At 48.5% G+C, this 15797-nt stretch carries 19 protein-coding genes; 12 read left to right on the top strand and 7 right to left on the bottom strand.

The genetic code is table 11. The features are described from left to right. The first annotated feature begins 3 nt into the window (after positions 1-3). Positions 4-1800, top strand: coding sequence for a glycoside hydrolase family 9 protein (locus DFR28_RS00440; protein ID WP_113952337.1), 1797 nt, complete (start codon positions 4-6; stop codon positions 1798-1800). 31 nt (positions 1801-1831) lie between these two features. On the opposite strand, the gene DFR28_RS00435 is transcribed toward DFR28_RS00440, so the two are convergent. Continuing rightward, complete coding sequence (locus DFR28_RS00435; protein WP_113952336.1) at positions 1832-2728, bottom strand: PhzF family phenazine biosynthesis protein; 897 nt, start codon at positions 2726-2728, stop codon at positions 1832-1834. 118 nt (positions 2729-2846) lie between these two features. Between DFR28_RS00435 and DFR28_RS00430 the strand changes: the two genes are divergently transcribed. After that, a complete protein-coding gene (locus DFR28_RS00430) occupies positions 2847-3308 on the top strand; it encodes an Lrp/AsnC family transcriptional regulator (RefSeq protein WP_113952335.1) in 462 nt (153 codons plus the stop codon). A gap of 172 nt (positions 3309-3480) precedes the next feature. On the opposite strand, the gene DFR28_RS00425 is transcribed toward DFR28_RS00430, so the two are convergent. Next, positions 3481-4254: a ferredoxin--NADP reductase gene (locus DFR28_RS00425; protein ID WP_113952334.1), complete on the bottom strand. Its 774-nt coding sequence runs from the start codon at positions 4252-4254 to the stop codon at positions 3481-3483. 348 nt (positions 4255-4602) lie between these two features. Between DFR28_RS00425 and moaC the strand changes: the two genes are divergently transcribed. Genes moaC through DFR28_RS00380 form a run of 9 tightly spaced genes read left to right on the top strand, consistent with a single transcriptional unit; the run spans position 4603 to position 11450 of the window. After that, positions 4603-5091: a cyclic pyranopterin monophosphate synthase MoaC gene (gene moaC / locus DFR28_RS00420; protein WP_113952333.1), complete on the top strand. Its 489-nt coding sequence runs from the start codon at positions 4603-4605 to the stop codon at positions 5089-5091. Continuing rightward, complete coding sequence (locus DFR28_RS00415) at positions 5084-5335, top strand: MoaD/ThiS family protein (protein ID WP_113952332.1); 252 nt, start codon at positions 5084-5086, stop codon at positions 5333-5335. The genes moaC and DFR28_RS00415 overlap by 8 nt, the downstream gene beginning before the upstream one ends. Further along, positions 5335-5886 (top strand): molybdenum cofactor biosynthesis protein MoaE, encoded by a 552-nt coding sequence (locus DFR28_RS00410; protein WP_113952331.1) that lies wholly within the window; start codon positions 5335-5337, stop codon positions 5884-5886. The genes DFR28_RS00415 and DFR28_RS00410 overlap by 1 nt, the downstream gene beginning before the upstream one ends. A gap of 43 nt (positions 5887-5929) precedes the next feature. After that, entirely contained in the window at positions 5930-6445 is a 516-nt protein-coding gene (moaB, locus tag DFR28_RS00405) for a molybdenum cofactor biosynthesis protein B (RefSeq protein WP_113952330.1), read from the top strand. Further along, positions 6442-7641 carry a molybdopterin molybdotransferase MoeA gene (locus DFR28_RS00400; protein WP_113952329.1) on the top strand — a complete coding sequence of 400 codons (1200 nt, stop codon included), beginning with the start codon at positions 6442-6444 and terminating at the stop codon, positions 7639-7641. Before moaB ends, DFR28_RS00400 begins: the two co-directional genes overlap by 4 nt. Continuing rightward, positions 7638-8627: a GTP 3',8-cyclase MoaA gene (gene moaA, locus DFR28_RS00395; protein WP_113952328.1), complete on the top strand. Its 990-nt coding sequence runs from the start codon at positions 7638-7640 to the stop codon at positions 8625-8627. The genes DFR28_RS00400 and moaA overlap by 4 nt, the downstream gene beginning before the upstream one ends. 1 nt (position 8628) lies before the next feature. Continuing rightward, positions 8629-9732 (top strand): sulfotransferase family 2 domain-containing protein, encoded by a 1104-nt coding sequence (locus tag DFR28_RS00390; protein WP_113952327.1) that lies wholly within the window; start codon positions 8629-8631, stop codon positions 9730-9732. A 1-nt stretch (position 9733) separates the two neighbouring features. Next, positions 9734-10210 carry a glutathione peroxidase gene (locus tag DFR28_RS00385; protein ID WP_113952326.1) on the top strand — a complete coding sequence of 159 codons (477 nt, stop codon included), beginning with the start codon at positions 9734-9736 and terminating at the stop codon, positions 10208-10210. Positions 10211-10214: 4 nt separating this feature from the next. Then, positions 10215-11450 (top strand): cation:proton antiporter, encoded by a 1236-nt coding sequence (locus DFR28_RS00380; RefSeq protein WP_211316794.1) that lies wholly within the window; start codon positions 10215-10217, stop codon positions 11448-11450. A 117-nt stretch (positions 11451-11567) separates the two neighbouring features. On the opposite strand, the gene DFR28_RS00375 is transcribed toward DFR28_RS00380, so the two are convergent. Genes DFR28_RS00375 through DFR28_RS00360 form a run of 4 tightly spaced genes read right to left on the bottom strand, consistent with a single transcriptional unit; the run spans position 11568 to position 13658 of the window. Further along, positions 11568-11795 carry a hypothetical protein gene (locus DFR28_RS00375; protein WP_113952324.1) on the bottom strand — a complete coding sequence of 76 codons (228 nt, stop codon included), beginning with the start codon at positions 11793-11795 and terminating at the stop codon, positions 11568-11570. A 52-nt stretch (positions 11796-11847) separates the two neighbouring features. Then, positions 11848-12432, bottom strand: coding sequence for an FMN-dependent NADH-azoreductase (locus DFR28_RS00370; RefSeq protein ID WP_113952323.1), 585 nt, complete (start codon positions 12430-12432; stop codon positions 11848-11850). A 44-nt stretch (positions 12433-12476) separates the two neighbouring features. Further along, the gene (locus tag DFR28_RS00365) at positions 12477-13184 is read right to left on the bottom strand and encodes a pirin family protein (RefSeq protein WP_113952322.1); all 708 of its coding nucleotides are present in this window, start codon (positions 13182-13184) and stop codon (positions 12477-12479) included. 45 nt (positions 13185-13229) lie between these two features. Further along, positions 13230-13658 carry a DoxX family protein gene (locus DFR28_RS00360; protein ID WP_113952321.1) on the bottom strand — a complete coding sequence of 143 codons (429 nt, stop codon included), beginning with the start codon at positions 13656-13658 and terminating at the stop codon, positions 13230-13232. A 174-nt stretch (positions 13659-13832) separates the two neighbouring features. Between DFR28_RS00360 and DFR28_RS00355 the strand changes: the two genes are divergently transcribed. Beyond that, positions 13833-14735, top strand: coding sequence for a LysR family transcriptional regulator (locus tag DFR28_RS00355; RefSeq protein WP_113952320.1), 903 nt, complete (start codon positions 13833-13835; stop codon positions 14733-14735). Here the strand turns inward: DFR28_RS00355 and DFR28_RS00350 are convergent, their stop codons facing one another. Next, positions 14736-15785: a hypothetical protein gene (locus DFR28_RS00350; RefSeq protein WP_113952319.1), complete on the bottom strand. Its 1050-nt coding sequence runs from the start codon at positions 15783-15785 to the stop codon at positions 14736-14738. Between the last annotated feature and the right edge of the window lie 12 nt (positions 15786-15797).

Here is a 15797-nt window from a genome sequence, read left to right as displayed (position 1 = left end):
ATAATGAAATATAACCTTCGAACACTCGTGCATCGAACTCGTTGGAGCGCAGTGGTCGCGACTGGAATCGTGTTGACTGCTTGCGGTTCACAGTCTGGTCTCAATCGAGAGTCGCAAGACAGTCTAGCTATACAGCCAGCTGCGGCGGCTCCAAGTGCGCCAATAAAAGTAAACCAAATCGGTTATTCGGTTGCTGCACGCAAAGTGGCGATTGTGCCGGTTGATGACGTCGCCAGTGCGGCAAGTAAATTCGATGTCGTGCGTGTGACTGATGGCGTGACGGTATTCTCCGGCGACTTGAGTGCGCCATTGTTTTGGGAGTTCTCTAATGAAACCGTGCAACAAGCAAATTTTTCTGGGTTTCGCGAAGCAGGGAGTTATCTAGTTCGGGTAGCTGGGGTTGGAGATTCATACCCGTTTGAGATTGGTGATACGGTACTCGGCGGTGTTCACAAAGGCGCGCTGAAGTCCTACTACTTGAATCGTTCTGGCATGCCAATTGAAGCACAGTATGCAGGGCAACATGCGCGTGCGGCGGGACATCCTGATACGGCCGTTATTGTGCATGAGTCGGCGGCCACTAAGGCACGTCCGGCAGGCACCATCTTATCGTCACCTAAAGGCTGGTATGACGCTGGCGATTACGGAAAGTACATTGTTAACTCAGGCATATCGACTTACACCTTGCTGACGGCTTACGAGCATTTCGCGGATTTTTATCAAACGGTGGTGCTGGATATTCCAGAATCCGCAAATCAAGTTCCGGATATTATCGATGAGATTAAGTGGAATCTCGATTGGATGGAGTCGATGCAAGATTTGGATGGTGGTGTGTATCACAAGCTAACTCTTAAACGATTCTCGGCGATGGATGTGCAGCCCAGCGATGAACACGGCGACCGTTACATTATCGGCAAGTCGGTCACCGCTGCACTTGATTATGCAGCGGTAATGGCCGTTGCGAGCCGTATCATGCGGGGGTTTGAGACACAATTCCCTGGCCTGTCAGCGCGCTATAAAGACAATGCTATTCGGGCTTTCCAGTGGGCGTCGGACAATCCAACAGCTTTGTACCAGCAGCCCGACGATATCAAAACTGGCGAATACGGCGATAAAGATGCCAGTGATGAATTTGCTTGGGCGGCGGTAGAGTTATTTTTGCTGACTAAAGATCGACGTTATTTTGGTGAATTTTTGAAGCATGATGTGGTGCCGTCCGGAGACTTGTCTTGGCCGCGCGTTGCTGTGCTAGCCTATGCGTCGTTGATTAACGGGGCTGAAGAACTGTTGTCAGATCAATCGTACGCCGAGCTTAGCGGCAAGTTAATTGCAGCTGCAGATACTCAAGTAAAAGTGTTTACCGAGTCGGCTTATGCGGTTGCCGCCGAAGCGTCAGATTTTGAATGGGGCAGTAATTCGAATATTTTGAATAATGGGTTCTTATTGTTGCAGGCCTATCGTCTTACCGGTGACACGAAGTATCGAGACGCCGCTTTTAGCACGCTCGACTACGTGTTAGGACGCAACGCCACTGGTTATTCATTTGTGACCGGCTATGGCGACCTTACGCCGCTTAACATTCATCATCGGCCATCTGTTGCCGATGCTACTCCGGTGCCAGTGCCTGGGTTTTTAGCCGGCGGACCGCACACCGGCCGGCAAGATAAATGCCCGTATCCTGGCGATCAACCCGCGACTAATTATGCTGACACAGTGTGCAGCTATTCAACCAATGAGATCGCCATTAATTGGAATGCGCCATTGGTTTACTTGTTAGCCGCGAAGAATGATTTAGATTGATTGCCTCGCTCACATAAAGCGTTGTATTGGCTCACACAATGTAGTGCGCGAAGCCGCTTAACTTGATCGACTCGCCGACGTTTGAAGTATTTTTTTCGAGCGTCGGTGAGCGGTTTATGTTGGGGTCGCTTAGGTTTGAGTGCTTGAGGTGCTCTGCAGTGATACGTGAGGGCGCGCCCATATCATCGCCTTGGTTGATTTGGATCTGACCGCCACTCGGCCAGGCAATGTCACGTAGATAACCCATAAACGCCGCTGCTGCTGCACCAGTGGCCGGATCTTCTAATACTCCGCCCGACGCAAAGGCATTGCGCGCCAAAAAAAGCTGCGGACTCTGTATTTGTACTAGCATTATGGTGGTTAAATCTCGGTCTCGCATAAATGCTCTTCCCTCACTTAAGCTGTATTGCATGGCGGATAAATCAGCCTGTGTCTTGAGCGCGAAGAGGTAGTGATTGGCGCCGGCGTTAATACGCGCTGGTGCAATACGCGTATCGAGTTGATCTTGCTGATAGCCGAATAGAGCTAAGCTGGCTTGGATTTCAGCCGCGTCTATGGTTTGGCTGTGCGTCGGTGGAGAAATCAGTGATGCTTTAAAGCGGTCGGCGTCGACTTCGCCACTTACCGCGACCTGCCCATGGTTTAGCTTGAGTTGATACGTGGCATTACCATGTTGTTCAGCCAAGGCAGCGCCCAGTGCGATTGTCGCGTGGCCGCAGAACGGGACTTCAGATTCTGGAGAAAAATAACGTACTCGCCATTCGCTTGAGTCTTTGAGTGGGCTCGCAAAGACGGTCTCGGAATACCCTACGGCTGCCGCAGTGGCTTGCATTGATTCCGTGCTAGGGAGTTGTTCGCACAACACAACGCCGGCAGGGTTGCCGCCAGTTGCGCCATCGGAGAAAGCTGAGATTTTTCGAATTTTCATAAGGGAGTGGTAATTGGCTTTTATATGGATCTACTATAAAAGTTAAAAGTGGCTTTTAGAATAACTATAGTTAGTTAATAATGTAAATATTACTTTTATAGTAAGGTGAAATAATGTTATGTCTTTAGATAATAAAGTTAAGTTGGATGGGGTCGACCGCCAATTGCTACGACGACTCATCACTGATGGCCGTGTTAGTGTTGCGGAACTAGCGCAGCAGATTGGAATGTCGGCGCCCGGTGTGAATGAACGCCTTAAGCGTCTAGAGCGACGCGGTGTGATCCGGGGATTCTCAGTGGAGGTAGACTTAGCCGCATTGGGCTTCGCGTTTGAAGCTATTGTGCGGATTAAGCCGCGCCCCGGCGCACTGAAACAAGTTGAGGCTATGTTGGCGAAACAAATTAGATTCACCATGTGCGATAAAGTTACTGGTGATGATTGCTTTATTGCTCGCTTAGCGCTCTATTCTATTACTGAATTAGACGACATACTTGACCCATTTCATGATCTGGCCGAGACCAATACGGCGATTGTGAAGTCGTCTCCAGTGCGACATCGAGTACCGATAGACTTATCGTGATGGCACAAAAAAAGCCCACAATTATGCGGGCTTTTTGATGTATGACGGGTAATTAAGCCACTACGCTCGAGGCTTTAGCTGCTTAATTTTTCACGGCCTAGATTTCTACTGCTTAGATTTCTACTGCTTAGGTTTCTACTGCTTAGGTTTCTACTGCTTAGGTTTCTACTGCTTAGGTTTCAACAAAAGCCCGTTCGATCACATATTCGCCGATGTCTGAGCGGATGGTTTCTTTAAAGCCCATGCCGTCTAGAATCACACAGAAGTCTTTTAACATGGATGGGCTGCCGCATAACATAAAGCGATCATCTTCTACGTTCACCGGCGGCAGGCCAACGGATTCAGCGAGCTTGCCGGAGGTTAGGGCGTCAGTCAGACGGCCTTGCGTGTGGAAGTCTTCGCGCGTTACGGTTGGGTAGTACAATAAGTTACCTTTAACCATTTCGCCAAAGAATTCATTCTCAGGTAATTCATTAATAATGTCTTGATAGGCGAGCTCAGAGACTTCACGAACCCCATGCGTCAAGATCACTTTGTCGTAGCGCTCATAGACCTCGGGGTCTTTAATAACACTCATGAACGGCGCTAGACCGGTACCGGTTGCCAATAAGTACAAGTTTTTGCCAGGCTTCAAATTGTCTACCAGCAGTGTGCCAGTTGGCTTGGTGCTGGTGAGTAACTTGTCGCCAGGTTGAATTTTCTGCAAACGAGAGGTAAGTGGCCCGTCTTGAACTTTGATACTGAAGAACTCCATGTGCTCTTCATAGTTAGCGCTCGCAATGCTGTACGCGCGCATCAATGGCTTGCCGTCAACCATGAGACCAATCATGATGAACTGGCCGTTTAGAAATCGAAAGCCTGGGTCACGAGTTGTGGTAAAACTGAATAAGGTATCGTTCCAGTGATGTACGGTTAAAACTTCTACTTCTTGAATGTTTGCTGCCATCAAATTCTCTGCGCGTTTGGCGCGTGTCAGGTTGTCTTTCGATTTAACAAAGCGCTTGCGTTAAACCCACTCTAGGCCTTGATATTTCACGCCGAAAGGGTATAGAGCCATCGCCTTTTTGTAAACCGGCGACCCACATATTTTTAGAATAATTTGCTATATGTTATCTCGTTTTGCTTATAAGAATTAATGTTAAGCGGAGGATTTTTAATAACTGCCTATTTTATGAAGCTTAATGTCTATTGGCTTGTCTTCATGCTTAGTCCGATCACTGGCATACATGCTAAATCGTTGAATAGCCGCCGTTGTTTGTTGTATCAATGAAGCCTTTTAAGTAGCATTCAAAGCATGACAAATTTTTCTCATTTGAATGCCGTTGGTGAAGCGCACATGGTCGATGTGTCCGATAAAGACACCACTAAACGCGTCGCGTTGGCTCGATCTCGCGTGCGCTTGAGCGCCGCTATACTGACTCAAATTCGTGAGCAACGACTGGCTAAGGGTGACTTGCTGGCGACCGCGCGCATTGCCGGCATTATGGCCGCTAAAAAATGCAGTGATTTGATTCCGCTATGTCATCCATTGCCGCTGACGAATGTAACCGTACAAATCGAAGAATATCGATCTGGGCTCGAAATTATCGTGCGTTGCACCACAAATGGTCAAACCGGGGTCGAAATGGAAGCGTTAACTGGTGCATCGGTGGCCGCGCTTACGGTTTATGATATGTGTAAGGCATTGGATAAAGGTATTGTAATTGAATCAACCTGCCTGCTCGAGAAGCAAGGCGGAAAGTCCGGTGAATGGCAACGCAGCGAGTCTCAAGAGAATGATTAAAGTGTTATTTTTTGCCCATCTGCGAGAAATGGCTGGGACTAATTCGGTTGAGGTTCCGCTTGGTGACATGGCGCTGGCCAGTGATCTGCTTACGGGCTTAAAAGGCTATGTACCTGATGCGCTTCTCAACGAACTGCAAGATCAAAGCGCAATGGTGTCGATTAACCATCGATATGCCGGATGGCAAGGGCAATTGGAGGAGGGGGCCGAAGTCGGCATTTTACCTCCGGTGTCAGGTGGCTAATGGACGTTATTATTACGTCGACTGATTTTTCTGTGACTGAGCATTACGACTTTGTTCGCGCCGCAGCACCTCATGCTGGCGCGGTGGTGATGTTTGTCGGCTTGGTGCGAGACTTTGTGAGTGCGCAAAATTATCAGCAAGCAGGGCTGGTTGAGGTTGAGACGGCCGCAAACATAGACTATCTAGAATTGGAACATTACCCAGGTATGACGGAAGCGTTGTGCCAAGATATTGTAGAGCAGGCTCGCGAGCGCTTTTCCTTAGATGCGGTTCGCGTCGTGCATCGGGTTGGTAAGATCGCCGCCAGTGAACAAATTGTGTTAGTGGTTGCGGCCAGTAAACACCGCGAAGACGCCTTTAACGGCGCGCAATTTGTAATGGACTACCTAAAAACTCAAGCTACTTTTTGGAAGAAAGAAGTTGGTACTTCGGGGGAGCAATGGCTGGGGTTGAAGCAGACAGACTGTGACGCAGCGAAGCGTTGGGGCGAACCGAGTGACGCTAATAATACTCACGGCAATGCGCATCCCAACTCGCAAGGCACTTCGTAAATACATTGAAAGTCACATTAACCGGTATAAATTAGGCTTTAACATGACAGCAGAAACTACTCTGATTCCACTAAGTATCGCTGTGTTGACGGTGTCTGATTCGCGTTCCATAGAGACCGACACATCCGGTCAATATTTGGTCGATAAATTGATTGCACAGGGGCATCATTTAGCGGCCCGTGAAATCGTGATTGACGATATTTATTTGATGCGCGCTGCGGTGTCCAAATGGATCGCTGATCCAGCGATTCATGCAATTATTACGACTGGAGGTACGGGGTTTACTGGGCGCGATAGTACGCCTGAGGCACTCTTACCTCTGTTTGATAAGACCATAGATGGCTTTGGTGAGCTGTTTCGGCACCTGTCGTTATCGGATATCGGTACGTCCACTGTGCAGTCGCGCGCGTTTGGGGGCATGGCGAACCAAACTGTGGTGTTTTGTTTGCCTGGTTCCACTGGTGCCTGCCGCACGGCATGGGAGGGAATCCTGATAGAACAGCTGGACAGTCGCTTCCGCCCCTGTAATTTTGTATCACATACTCGCGCCAAAGCATGATTTCGGTTTCTCAAGCACAGCAAATGATCTGTGCGTCTGTCGAGCAATGCGCTGATGCTGAGAGGGTTGCTGTTACCGCCGCGTTAGGGCGTGTATCAGCCGCTGATGTGCCCGCTACGCTCGCGATTCCTCCGTCAGATAATAGCGCGATGGATGGCTTTGCGGTTCGCTCATCTGAGGTGAGTGAGGGCACTACATTAGCCATATCGCAACGCATTCCTGCTGGCGTTTCGCCTGAGCCGCTAGCTATTGCAACGGCTGCTCGTATCTTTACCGGCGGTGTGCTTCCAGAGGGAGCCGACGCAGTGGTGATTCAAGAGCATTGCCAATACGACGAACAGCACGTCACGTTTCTCGAAACGGCTAGTGCGAACGCAAATATCCGCCCCAAAGGCCAAGATATCGCATTGGGTTCGCGAGTTGTGGCTTCTGGCAAGCGCTTAACGCCGGTCGACTTGAGCTTGTTGGCGTCGATAGGTCAATCGGACGTTAGCGTGTTTAAGCCGCTTAAAGTGGCTATTTTTTCCAGTGGCGACGAATTAGTTGAACCAGGTGTGCCGTTGCAGGCTGGGCAAATATACAACTCAAATCGTCCCTTGCTGCGCGGGCTCTGCGAATTGCTGGGTTTTGAAGTGATTGATTGTGGAATCGTTGAAGATACCTTAGCGGCAACTCAAGCGGGTCTTGCGCGTGCAGCATCTCTCGCTGATGTTGTGTTGAGCAGTGGTGGAGTGTCGGTTGGTGAGGAAGATCATATTAAGCCCGCCGTTGAATCACTAGGTGAGCTGCAGCTTTGGAAAGTGCAGATGAAGCCGGGCAAACCCGTTGCCTATGGTCATATTGATGGCACACCGTTTATGGGGCTGCCGGGCAACCCTGTGTCGTCTTATGTGGTGTTTCAACTATTAGCGCTGCCACTGCTGCGTACTTTACAAGGTGAAGCGGCACAGGATATTACTTATTACTCGATTCGCTCTGGTTTTGATAAGCCGGTGACCTTGCGTGAGGAATACCTGCGGGTCCGTCTAATACGTGAATCCGATGGTGTACTAACGGCGCAACCGTTTGCCAATTTGAGCAGTGGTGTTATGTCGTCTCTTGCTTGGGCAGATGGCTTGGTTCGACAATCGGTGGATCAATCGATTGCGTGTGGACAGTTAGTTGATTACTTTCCGCTTCGCGGAGGTGTGCTATGAGTGAGGGACAACTAGTCGATGGGTTTGGTCGCACGGTACGCTATTTGCGTTTATCGGTGACTGATCGATGTAATTTGCGGTGTACCTACTGTATGGCCGAGGACATGACTTTTTTGCCGAAATCACGGGTACTGTCGTTGGAAGAAATGGCCTTGGTTAGTCAGGCCTTTGTAGCATTAGGTGTAGAGAAAATACGTTTAACTGGCGGTGAACCTTTGGTTCGTAATGGTTTACTTACGTTAGCGCAAAACTTATCAAAGTTAGACGGCTTGCGTGAATTGGTGATGACCACAAACGGTGTATTGCTTGATCAATATGCTGTGCCGTTGCGTGACGCAGGAGTGAGTCGAATCAATATTAGTATCGATAGCTTACGTGCCGAACGATTTACCACTTTGACGCGGTTTGGGCAGTTAGATGACGTGCTGCGTGGGATTCAAGCGGCGCGACAAGCGAGCTTCGAAAAAATTAAGCTCAATGTGGTGGTACTGAAAGGAACCAATGATGATGAGGTCGTTGAATTAACTCAATTTGCGGTTGATAACGGCTTAGATATTGCGTTTATCGAAGAAATGCCGTTAGGTGAAATCAGTAGTCATGACCGAGTCGATACCGCACTAGATAACGCCTCAGTACGCCAACAGTTAGCTGAACACTTTTGCCTGCAGGCATCAAATTACAAGGATGCAGCCAGCGGTCCAGCGCGCTATTTGCAGATAGCCGATAGTGATACCAAAGTTGGATTCATCTCGCCAATGAGCGATAACTTTTGCTCGAGCTGTAATCGAGTGCGGGTTACTGCCGAAGGCCAATTACTATTATGTCTGGGAAATGAGCACTCATTAGATCTACGCGCAATCGTGCGCGACAATCCCGACGAGCTGCAATCCGCTATTATGCAGGCCATGCAACGTAAACCTGAAAAGCATACCTTTGATCCGAATGACATTACGATTATGCGCCATATGAGCGCCACCGGAGGCTGACATGATTCCAGTGGTCAATGATAAATATCGCTACATTTTGCTGTATTCGGCAAAGTCGGGGTGCACGTCGCTGCGAAAATTGTATTTGGAGGTTCATAAGAATGAACTGAGCGATACTCAGCAAGCGTCACTCGACCATTATCACAACCTGCATGAAATACAGCCTTATCAGGCTGATCGCGACTACAGCGATTACTTTACCTACACGATTACGCGTAACCCATATCTGCGCATCGTTAGTGCCTATCTGGATCAATACGTTTATGCCCGTAATGCTGGCATGCAGGCTATGCTCGATCGCGATCCACCGGTGGATGCCTTGCCAAATAACTTTATTGAGTTTTTGGAGTATCTAGAAAGCGTGCCGGATAGTCACCGAGATGAGCACGTCCAGTCACAAGCTTACTTTGCGTATGCTGGTCCCGTGGTGACCAACGCTAGTCGTCGTTATAAATGGTTCGGCCAAAAGCCAAATGGTGCTTTTGGTGTACAGTATTATGGCGATATCAGTGGTTTTAAGCGCCACTCTGAGCACGTGTTTAAGCGTGTGTTTAAACATGATAAGGCGCAACTTGATCACGCCTTAACAAAACTGGCACAATCGTCCAAACACAATTCGTCGTTTTACGGTGAAGTGGACTATGCCGATGCCGCGCAACTAACCGTGGCAGAACTCGATGAATTAGTCTTTGCGCCTAAGCCACAAGACTTCTATCGCAGTGCTCGAGCGCGCGAACTCGTGCAGCGAATATACGCGGCTGATTTTGAATTGTTCAACTACGACGCAAACGATGTGCCTGAACGGCCAGCGTCAAAGGAAATTCACTTGGTTCCGGCGGATTTAGATTGGCAAATGTACCTGCGGCTAAATCCGGATTTGACCCCCGATGTGTTTTATAACGAGCGTTTGGTGATTCGCCATTATCTCGAATTTGGACGTTTTGAGACGGTGCCAAGGGCATATAAAATTGAAGCGCCGTCGGGATTTGACTGGCGTCGCTATTTAGCCCTTCACGAAGACCTTAGCGCGGCGGGTATCACTACTGAGTCTGCGGCTATAGAACATTACATTAGTTTTGGAATCCGCGAAGAGCGGGAGATTTAATATGTCAATTTATGAATACAGCGCCACCAATATTCGTGGTGAAGAAATCAGCCTTGCCGACTTTGAGGGTAAAGTTTTGGTCGTTGTGAATACCGCTAGTAAGTGCGGGTTCACACCTCAGTTTGAAGGTTTAGAAGGTTTGTACAATGATTTAGAAGCGAAAGGTTTGGTGATATTAGGCTTTCCCTGCAATCAGTTCGGTTCGCAAGATCCGGGAGCCGATGGGCAGATCGAAGAATTCTGTCAGCTGAACTATGGTGTTTCGTTTCCGATGTTTTCGAAAATCGATGTTAATGGTAGCAAGGCTCATCCCTTGTTTAAGTACCTAAAAAAGGAAGCGCGTGGCGTCTTAGGTTCTGAATCAATTAAATGGAATTTCACCAAGTTTTTAATTAATCGGGACGGTGAAGTTGTGAAGCGTTATGCCTCAACCGACAAGCCTGAAGGTATGCGGGCTGACATCGAGAAGTTGCTGTAATCCCGTGTACAATATTATTGATATTGCGGCAGTTCTGATTAGTGTGTCCGCGCTATTTGCCTATATAAATCATAGATTTATCGGGTTGCCGACGACGATTGGAGTGATGGTGATTGCCTTACTGGTGTCGCTATTGGTAACCGTTTTGGATTTGCTTGGTTTGGGCGATTTTCATTCAGCGGCTCAGCAGCTTCTCGGCGGCATTGATTTTAACGAGACGTTGCTGCACGGCATGCTGAGTTTCTTGTTGTTTGCTGGTGCATTGCATGTCAATTTGTCTGACTTGCGTGATCAGAAGTGGATCATCATCAGTCTAGCCACTGTGGGCGTTTGTACCTCGACCTTTTTGGTGGGGACTGCGGCCTATTATCTACTGGCAATATTAAACTGCCACCTACCATATATCTATTGCTTGTTGTTTGGTGCTCTTATCTCGCCGACTGATCCAATCGCCGTAATGGCAACAGTGAAACGTTTGGGTGTTAGCAAAGAGCTTGAGACAACCATCGCCGGCGAGTCATTATTTAATGATGGGGTTGGCGTTGTGGTGTTTATGGTGTTGTTATTGTTACTACAGCATCCTGAACAAATCACAGTCAGTCACGTTGCACTGCTATTTGCCGAAGAAGCGATTGGTGGTGTTCTGTTTGGCTTGGTATTAGGTGCGCTGGGTTACTATTTAATCAACAGTATCGACAATTACAAAGTAGAGGTGTTGATAACGCTTGCGTTGGTCATGGGGGGTTATGGCTTGGCGTTGTACTTGCATACTTCTGGCCCAATCGCCGTTGTGGTGGCGGGCTTGATTACTGGTAATGTATTGCGTCAGCATGCGATGTCTGACCAGACACGTCAAAGTATCGATGATTTTTGGGAACTGATTGACGAAATTCTCAACGTGATTCTATTTGCTTTGATTGGTCTAGAAGTGTTGATTATTCCATTTGATGCGCAATGGGTCATTGCTGGCTTTATTCTGATTGTCGTGGTGCTTGCAGCGCGCTTTATCAGTGTTGGTATGCCGATTAGGTTGATCGGTTTACGTGCTCAAATAGCGCCGCATTTAGTCAAAATATTAGTTTGGGGCGGTCTGCGTGGTGGCATTTCAGTGGCTTTAGCACTTAGTCTGCCGTTGGGCGAATTTAGAGATTTGGTATTATTTCTAACTTATATCATCGTCGTGTTCTCGATCATTGTGCAAGGTCTGACGCTCGGACCATTGATTCGTAAACTGACTTAGCCTGCTTGTATTGATTACACCACGACGAATAACACCACAACATTAAGTGGTGAATGAACTTCGCTGCAATGCAAAGCACCATCAGTTCGGGTGCTTTGCTAATTAAATTCCTTTACCTTAATTGGTGCCGTTGTGAGCTCGGTTGTCTTTCCAGCCGAGTAGGCGGGCTGGTAAAAAGAGCGCGGCTTTAAGCAAGGCAAACACCGCCGAAACTGAAATGCCGATTAGTTTTAATGGTAACGAAATCAACCAAACGATTGGCCACAACAACAAAGCGAGCAGAGCGAGTGGCCAGCAAAGGACAAATAAAATGCACCACAGAATCATAAAAGTGAGTGTGTTCATATAGTTTTTATGCGGTCAAAGTCGCAAAAATAAAGAGCACACGATGAATCTCTTAGGCGGCATTTTGACGAGCTGTTTCGGCTACTGCAGCCAATACGGTTGCAGAATTCGTTGTTAGTTCGGCAACCGTGACGAAGGTTGAATCTTCAATGCCAAGGAATGCTAGAAAGTGCTTGAGCCATGGCGTTAGGAAGTCCTGAGCGCCACGCACTTCGGTGCCACCAGAGTTGGTTACCACAATAGCGCGCTTACCTTTGAGTAAACCTTCAGGGCCTGTGCTGGTGTACTTAAAGGTGATGTTGGCACGTGCCGCTAAATCACACCATGCTTTAAATGCGGCCGGCGCGGAAAAATTATACATTGGCACACCGATGATGATTAAATCGGCATCAATCAGTTCTTGGGTTATGCGGTTAGATTCCGCGATGTGTGCTTCTTGTTCCTCTGTTCGTTGTTCCGCTGGCGTAAAATATGCATTGACCATCGCTTCGTTTAACAACGGCAGTGCGGCGTCGGCATTACGATATTGAACGCGGCTGTCTGGACCTGCAAGTAATGAGACTAGTTGTTGGCTGGCCTTTCGAGTTGTCGATTCGGTCGAGCGTGCGCTGGCATCGACGTGTAATATTCTATTCATTTTAATGCTCCCAATTGATGAGTTTGATCAGTCTTTAGTGTTTATTAATGCGTCGCGGCATGGTTCTCGCTCGGTATGTCGAGTAGCAATATTTGGGCGTCGCTATGGGCTAACAATTCAATTTGTTTTTGGTCGGTGATCTCAGCGCCGTCGCCTTGCTCCAGCAACACGTCGCCGAGTTGTACCGACCCTGACGAAACCAATAAATAGCCCTGATGTTTCAGCCGCTGGCTGACGCGTGTGTTAGCGCTTAGTCGTCCGGCGTAAACATCCGCATCTTGATTGATTTGCAATGGAGCACGGCCGTCGCCAGACACCAGTAATTGCAAAGCATCGGTATCGTTTTTTGGAAATTCATGAGCGTCCCAGTGAGGTTTAACGCCGAGCTTATTCGGCTCAATCCAGATCTGATACAGCTGTGTGTCTTCGCTTTCCAAGTTATATTCCGAGTGATAAATGCCGGTTCCCGCGCTCATGACTTGGACGTCACCAGCCTCGGTGCGACCTTCGTTGCCTTGATTGTCGCGGTGCGTAATAGCGCCACGTCGTACAAAGGTGATGATCTCCATATTTTGATGTGGATGCAGTCCGAAGCCCGCTCCCGCCTTAATAATGTCGTCGTTAATCACGCGTAATACGCCGAAGTTCATGCGTTTAGGATTGTAGTATTCGGCGAAACTGAAGTGGTGCCGAGCATTGAGCCAGCCATGGTTAGCATGGCCTAATGATTTAAATGGTACGGTGTTAATCATGGTGACCTCTTGATTCTAATAATGTTTGTAGTGCGCAACCCAGCGTTATGATTTAACTGCATTTGGGATCCAGGCGTCGATTACCGGCAGCTTGCGTAGCGCAAACTTACCTGCACCCTGTATCGCTACAATCACCGCTAGCATCGTTAGTAGTAAGGGAAATTCCCAACCGCCGCCTTGGTTGCTAAATACCCAGCCATTAGCAAGGTGTACCCAAGTGGCTCCGACCAATATAGGTAGGGTGGCAAGCGCGGTTAGGCGTGTGTAAAGGCCTAAGATAAGTGCTGCGCCACCGGCAAGTTCGCCGAAGATGGTTAAGTACGCGGCGATTGCTGGTAGTCCTAGGCTCTCGAAATAGCCGACCGTTCCAGCTAAAGTGAAGACCAACAATTTCAATAACCCATGGGCTAATAAAATGGTACCGAGCGTGAGTCTGAGTAGCATTGCTGCAGTCGCGTTAGAAGATGTGTTCATAATGATATTCCGTAAAGGTTAATTGCTTGTGCCGTTTAGTATTGTTGAGCTGAAGTGCGTTGAAGTAAGGTATAACGAACTCGCCCTCTGTCATGGTTATCACTTTATCTATTTACAAACGCTTTGATAATAGGTAAAAAATGCAAATAATTAATAACTATAGGTTATCAATCTATGCTGATTTCTCGAATTGAAATGTTTATTGAGGTGGTGCGGCACGAGAGTTTTGCCGGCGCGGCGCGTAAACTAGGGGTGTCGGGTCCAGCCGTAACTAAGCAGGTTCAAGCCCTTGAAGAGGCCTTGGGGGTCAAGCTGCTGTATCGCACAACGCGTAAAGTCACGTTAACGGAGGAGGGCGCGATCTATTTTGAGCGTGTCGAAAAAGCGATCGATGACCTAGCCGAAGCCGAGCAAACGATCCAAGAGCTTAAGGCCTGTCCAACCGGTCGGCTGAAGGTGAACGCGCCAATGTCGTTTGGTAGCCAATATTTAGCCGGACCGATTGCCGAGTTTGCCCAGCGTTACCCAGATGTCGCGCTGGAAGTAGACTTCGATGACCGCTGGGTCGATGTGATCGGGGAGGGTTTCGATGTGGTGATTCGTATTGGTACCCTAAAGGATTCATCATTGGTGGCGCGTAAGTTAGGCGACTGTCCTTTGGTTATGTGTATTGCACCAGACTGTGTCGCTAAGTATGGCCCTATCGATCGCATAGAGCAGCTCGCTGAGTATCCTGCGGTGGTGTATACCAAGCATGGTCAAACCGAAGACTGGCGCTACATTGCCCCAAGTGGCGAGCATGGCTCGGTGAAGTTGAGACGAGCGTTTGCTGGGAATAGTGCGCCGATGCAAGTTGCGGCATGTAAGCAGGGTCTTGGAATTGCCGTGTTGCCGATTTTTGCCGTGTGGGAAGACTTACAAAGTGGTGCACTACAGCAGGTTTTGCCGGATTATCAATCGTACCCGGTCCGGGGTATTTACGCCGTGTTCCCACAAAATCGCCATCTGTCGACACGGGTTAGGCTGTTTGTCGATTGGATGAGTGAGGTGAATCAACGTTTCCCGTGGTTGCCGTAGTCAGTTATCAACACGAATAGCAAAGGACAACGCTTGGCCCATTTCATCTCCAACACAGAATACTGAGTGCCAGCAGCAGGACTCCACATTGGTTTGCGGTAGAAGTAGTACGTCACCAGGTGCGACATGGGTGCCAAAGCCTCGAGCAAGAAGGTGTTGTACAAACCCTTGAGTCTCGTTGATGAGGTGAATCAAGCTAGAATTGGCGAAGCTATCTAGCTCTTGAGCGAGGCGTATTGGTTGTTTAACCAATAGAATTAGCTCGGTACGCATCTCGCTGCTAATAGACGATGGCAGACTGTTTGCGTCGACGAACGCTATGATTTCATCAATTAAAGCCGAGCGTGGCAGGGCTAACCAATACGTATGCCCCGTGAGTTGTGCGTAAACCACACCAGCATGGCCGCGCTCAAGGTCGTGGTGCAGATATGCGCCGCCACTCGGCGCATTGAAATAGACAATTCGTTCTACAAAACGTATCGATGGTGAATCAACGATTTCTTCTAATTTGCGCAATAGCGTTGGGTTGTCGGTGATGATGGTCGACTCGGGGAATACTGCGTCGGCAAGTTTCGCCGCGTATTCTTGTCGGTGAGGGTCCGCTGCGACGTCTTCTGCAAGGTCAATGCCAAACGAGAATCGAAATCGTAAAGAGGCGTCTTCGTCATGAAAGGATAGCCAAGAAACCTTCATCCACAAGTCTTCGGCAATACAGTTTTCATCGTCCATTGCATCAAACAATACGGTTTCGATTTCTTGATCATCGCCTTCATTGATAGCGCTTCCGAGGTTCTCAAACATCGGTTCGAGTCTCGATCGGTAAGGTGCATGGTCAAGTATTTGATCGCATTGTTCTTCGTTAAGAATTGCTTGGACTAATGTCTCTGACTGCTGAATTGAGTCGAAATTGAGAGGGATCTGGTCGTGGCACACGGCTGGTAACAGGCTGACATATCCGGCTTGCCAGGCCGATTTATTGGTGCGCGTTTGTGGTGTATTTTCGCTAGGTGCATTGCCAAGCTTATGGCCGCGACGGGTTAATTCAAACATGGTTGGATATTG

Origin of the sequence: Arenicella xantha, from assembly GCF_003315245.1 — a bacterium.
Classification (GTDB): Bacteria; Pseudomonadota; Gammaproteobacteria; order Arenicellales; family Arenicellaceae; genus Arenicella; species Arenicella xantha.
Note: the sequence above shows the minus strand (reverse complement) of the source record. Positions and strands in the feature narration are given on the sequence as shown.

Coding starts and splice junctions, on each gene's coding strand:
- DFR28_RS00435 (WP_113952336.1), bottom strand. CDS start 2,728: ATGAAAATTCGAAAAATCTCAGCTTTCTCCGATGGCGCAACTGGCGGC.
- DFR28_RS00360 (WP_113952321.1), bottom strand. CDS start 13,658: ATGAACACATCTTCTAACGCGACTGCAGCAATGCTACTCAGACTCACG.
- DFR28_RS00370 (WP_113952323.1), bottom strand. CDS start 12,432: ATGAATAGAATATTACACGTCGATGCCAGCGCACGCTCGACCGAATCG.
- DFR28_RS00350 (WP_113952319.1), bottom strand. CDS start 15,785: ATGTTTGAATTAACCCGTCGCGGCCATAAGCTTGGCAATGCACCTAGC.
- DFR28_RS00430 (WP_113952335.1), top strand. CDS start 2,847: ATGTCTTTAGATAATAAAGTTAAGTTGGATGGGGTCGACCGCCAATTG.
- DFR28_RS00390 (WP_113952327.1), top strand. CDS start 8,629: ATGATTCCAGTGGTCAATGATAAATATCGCTACATTTTGCTGTATTCG.
- moaB (WP_113952330.1), top strand. CDS start 5,930: ATGACAGCAGAAACTACTCTGATTCCACTAAGTATCGCTGTGTTGACG.
- DFR28_RS00375 (WP_113952324.1), bottom strand. CDS start 11,795: ATGAACACACTCACTTTTATGATTCTGTGGTGCATTTTATTTGTCCTT.
- moaA (WP_113952328.1), top strand. CDS start 7,638: ATGAGTGAGGGACAACTAGTCGATGGGTTTGGTCGCACGGTACGCTAT.
- DFR28_RS00425 (WP_113952334.1), bottom strand. CDS start 4,254: ATGGCAGCAAACATTCAAGAAGTAGAAGTTTTAACCGTACATCACTGG.
- DFR28_RS00440 (WP_113952337.1), top strand. CDS start 4: ATGAAATATAACCTTCGAACACTCGTGCATCGAACTCGTTGGAGCGCA.
- DFR28_RS00385 (WP_113952326.1), top strand. CDS start 9,734: ATGTCAATTTATGAATACAGCGCCACCAATATTCGTGGTGAAGAAATC.
- DFR28_RS00410 (WP_113952331.1), top strand. CDS start 5,335: ATGGACGTTATTATTACGTCGACTGATTTTTCTGTGACTGAGCATTAC.
- DFR28_RS00400 (WP_113952329.1), top strand. CDS start 6,442: ATGATTTCGGTTTCTCAAGCACAGCAAATGATCTGTGCGTCTGTCGAG.
- moaC (WP_113952333.1), top strand. CDS start 4,603: ATGACAAATTTTTCTCATTTGAATGCCGTTGGTGAAGCGCACATGGTC.
- DFR28_RS00355 (WP_113952320.1), top strand. CDS start 13,833: ATGCTGATTTCTCGAATTGAAATGTTTATTGAGGTGGTGCGGCACGAG.
- DFR28_RS00415 (WP_113952332.1), top strand. CDS start 5,084: ATGATTAAAGTGTTATTTTTTGCCCATCTGCGAGAAATGGCTGGGACT.
- DFR28_RS00365 (WP_113952322.1), bottom strand. CDS start 13,184: ATGATTAACACCGTACCATTTAAATCATTAGGCCATGCTAACCATGGC.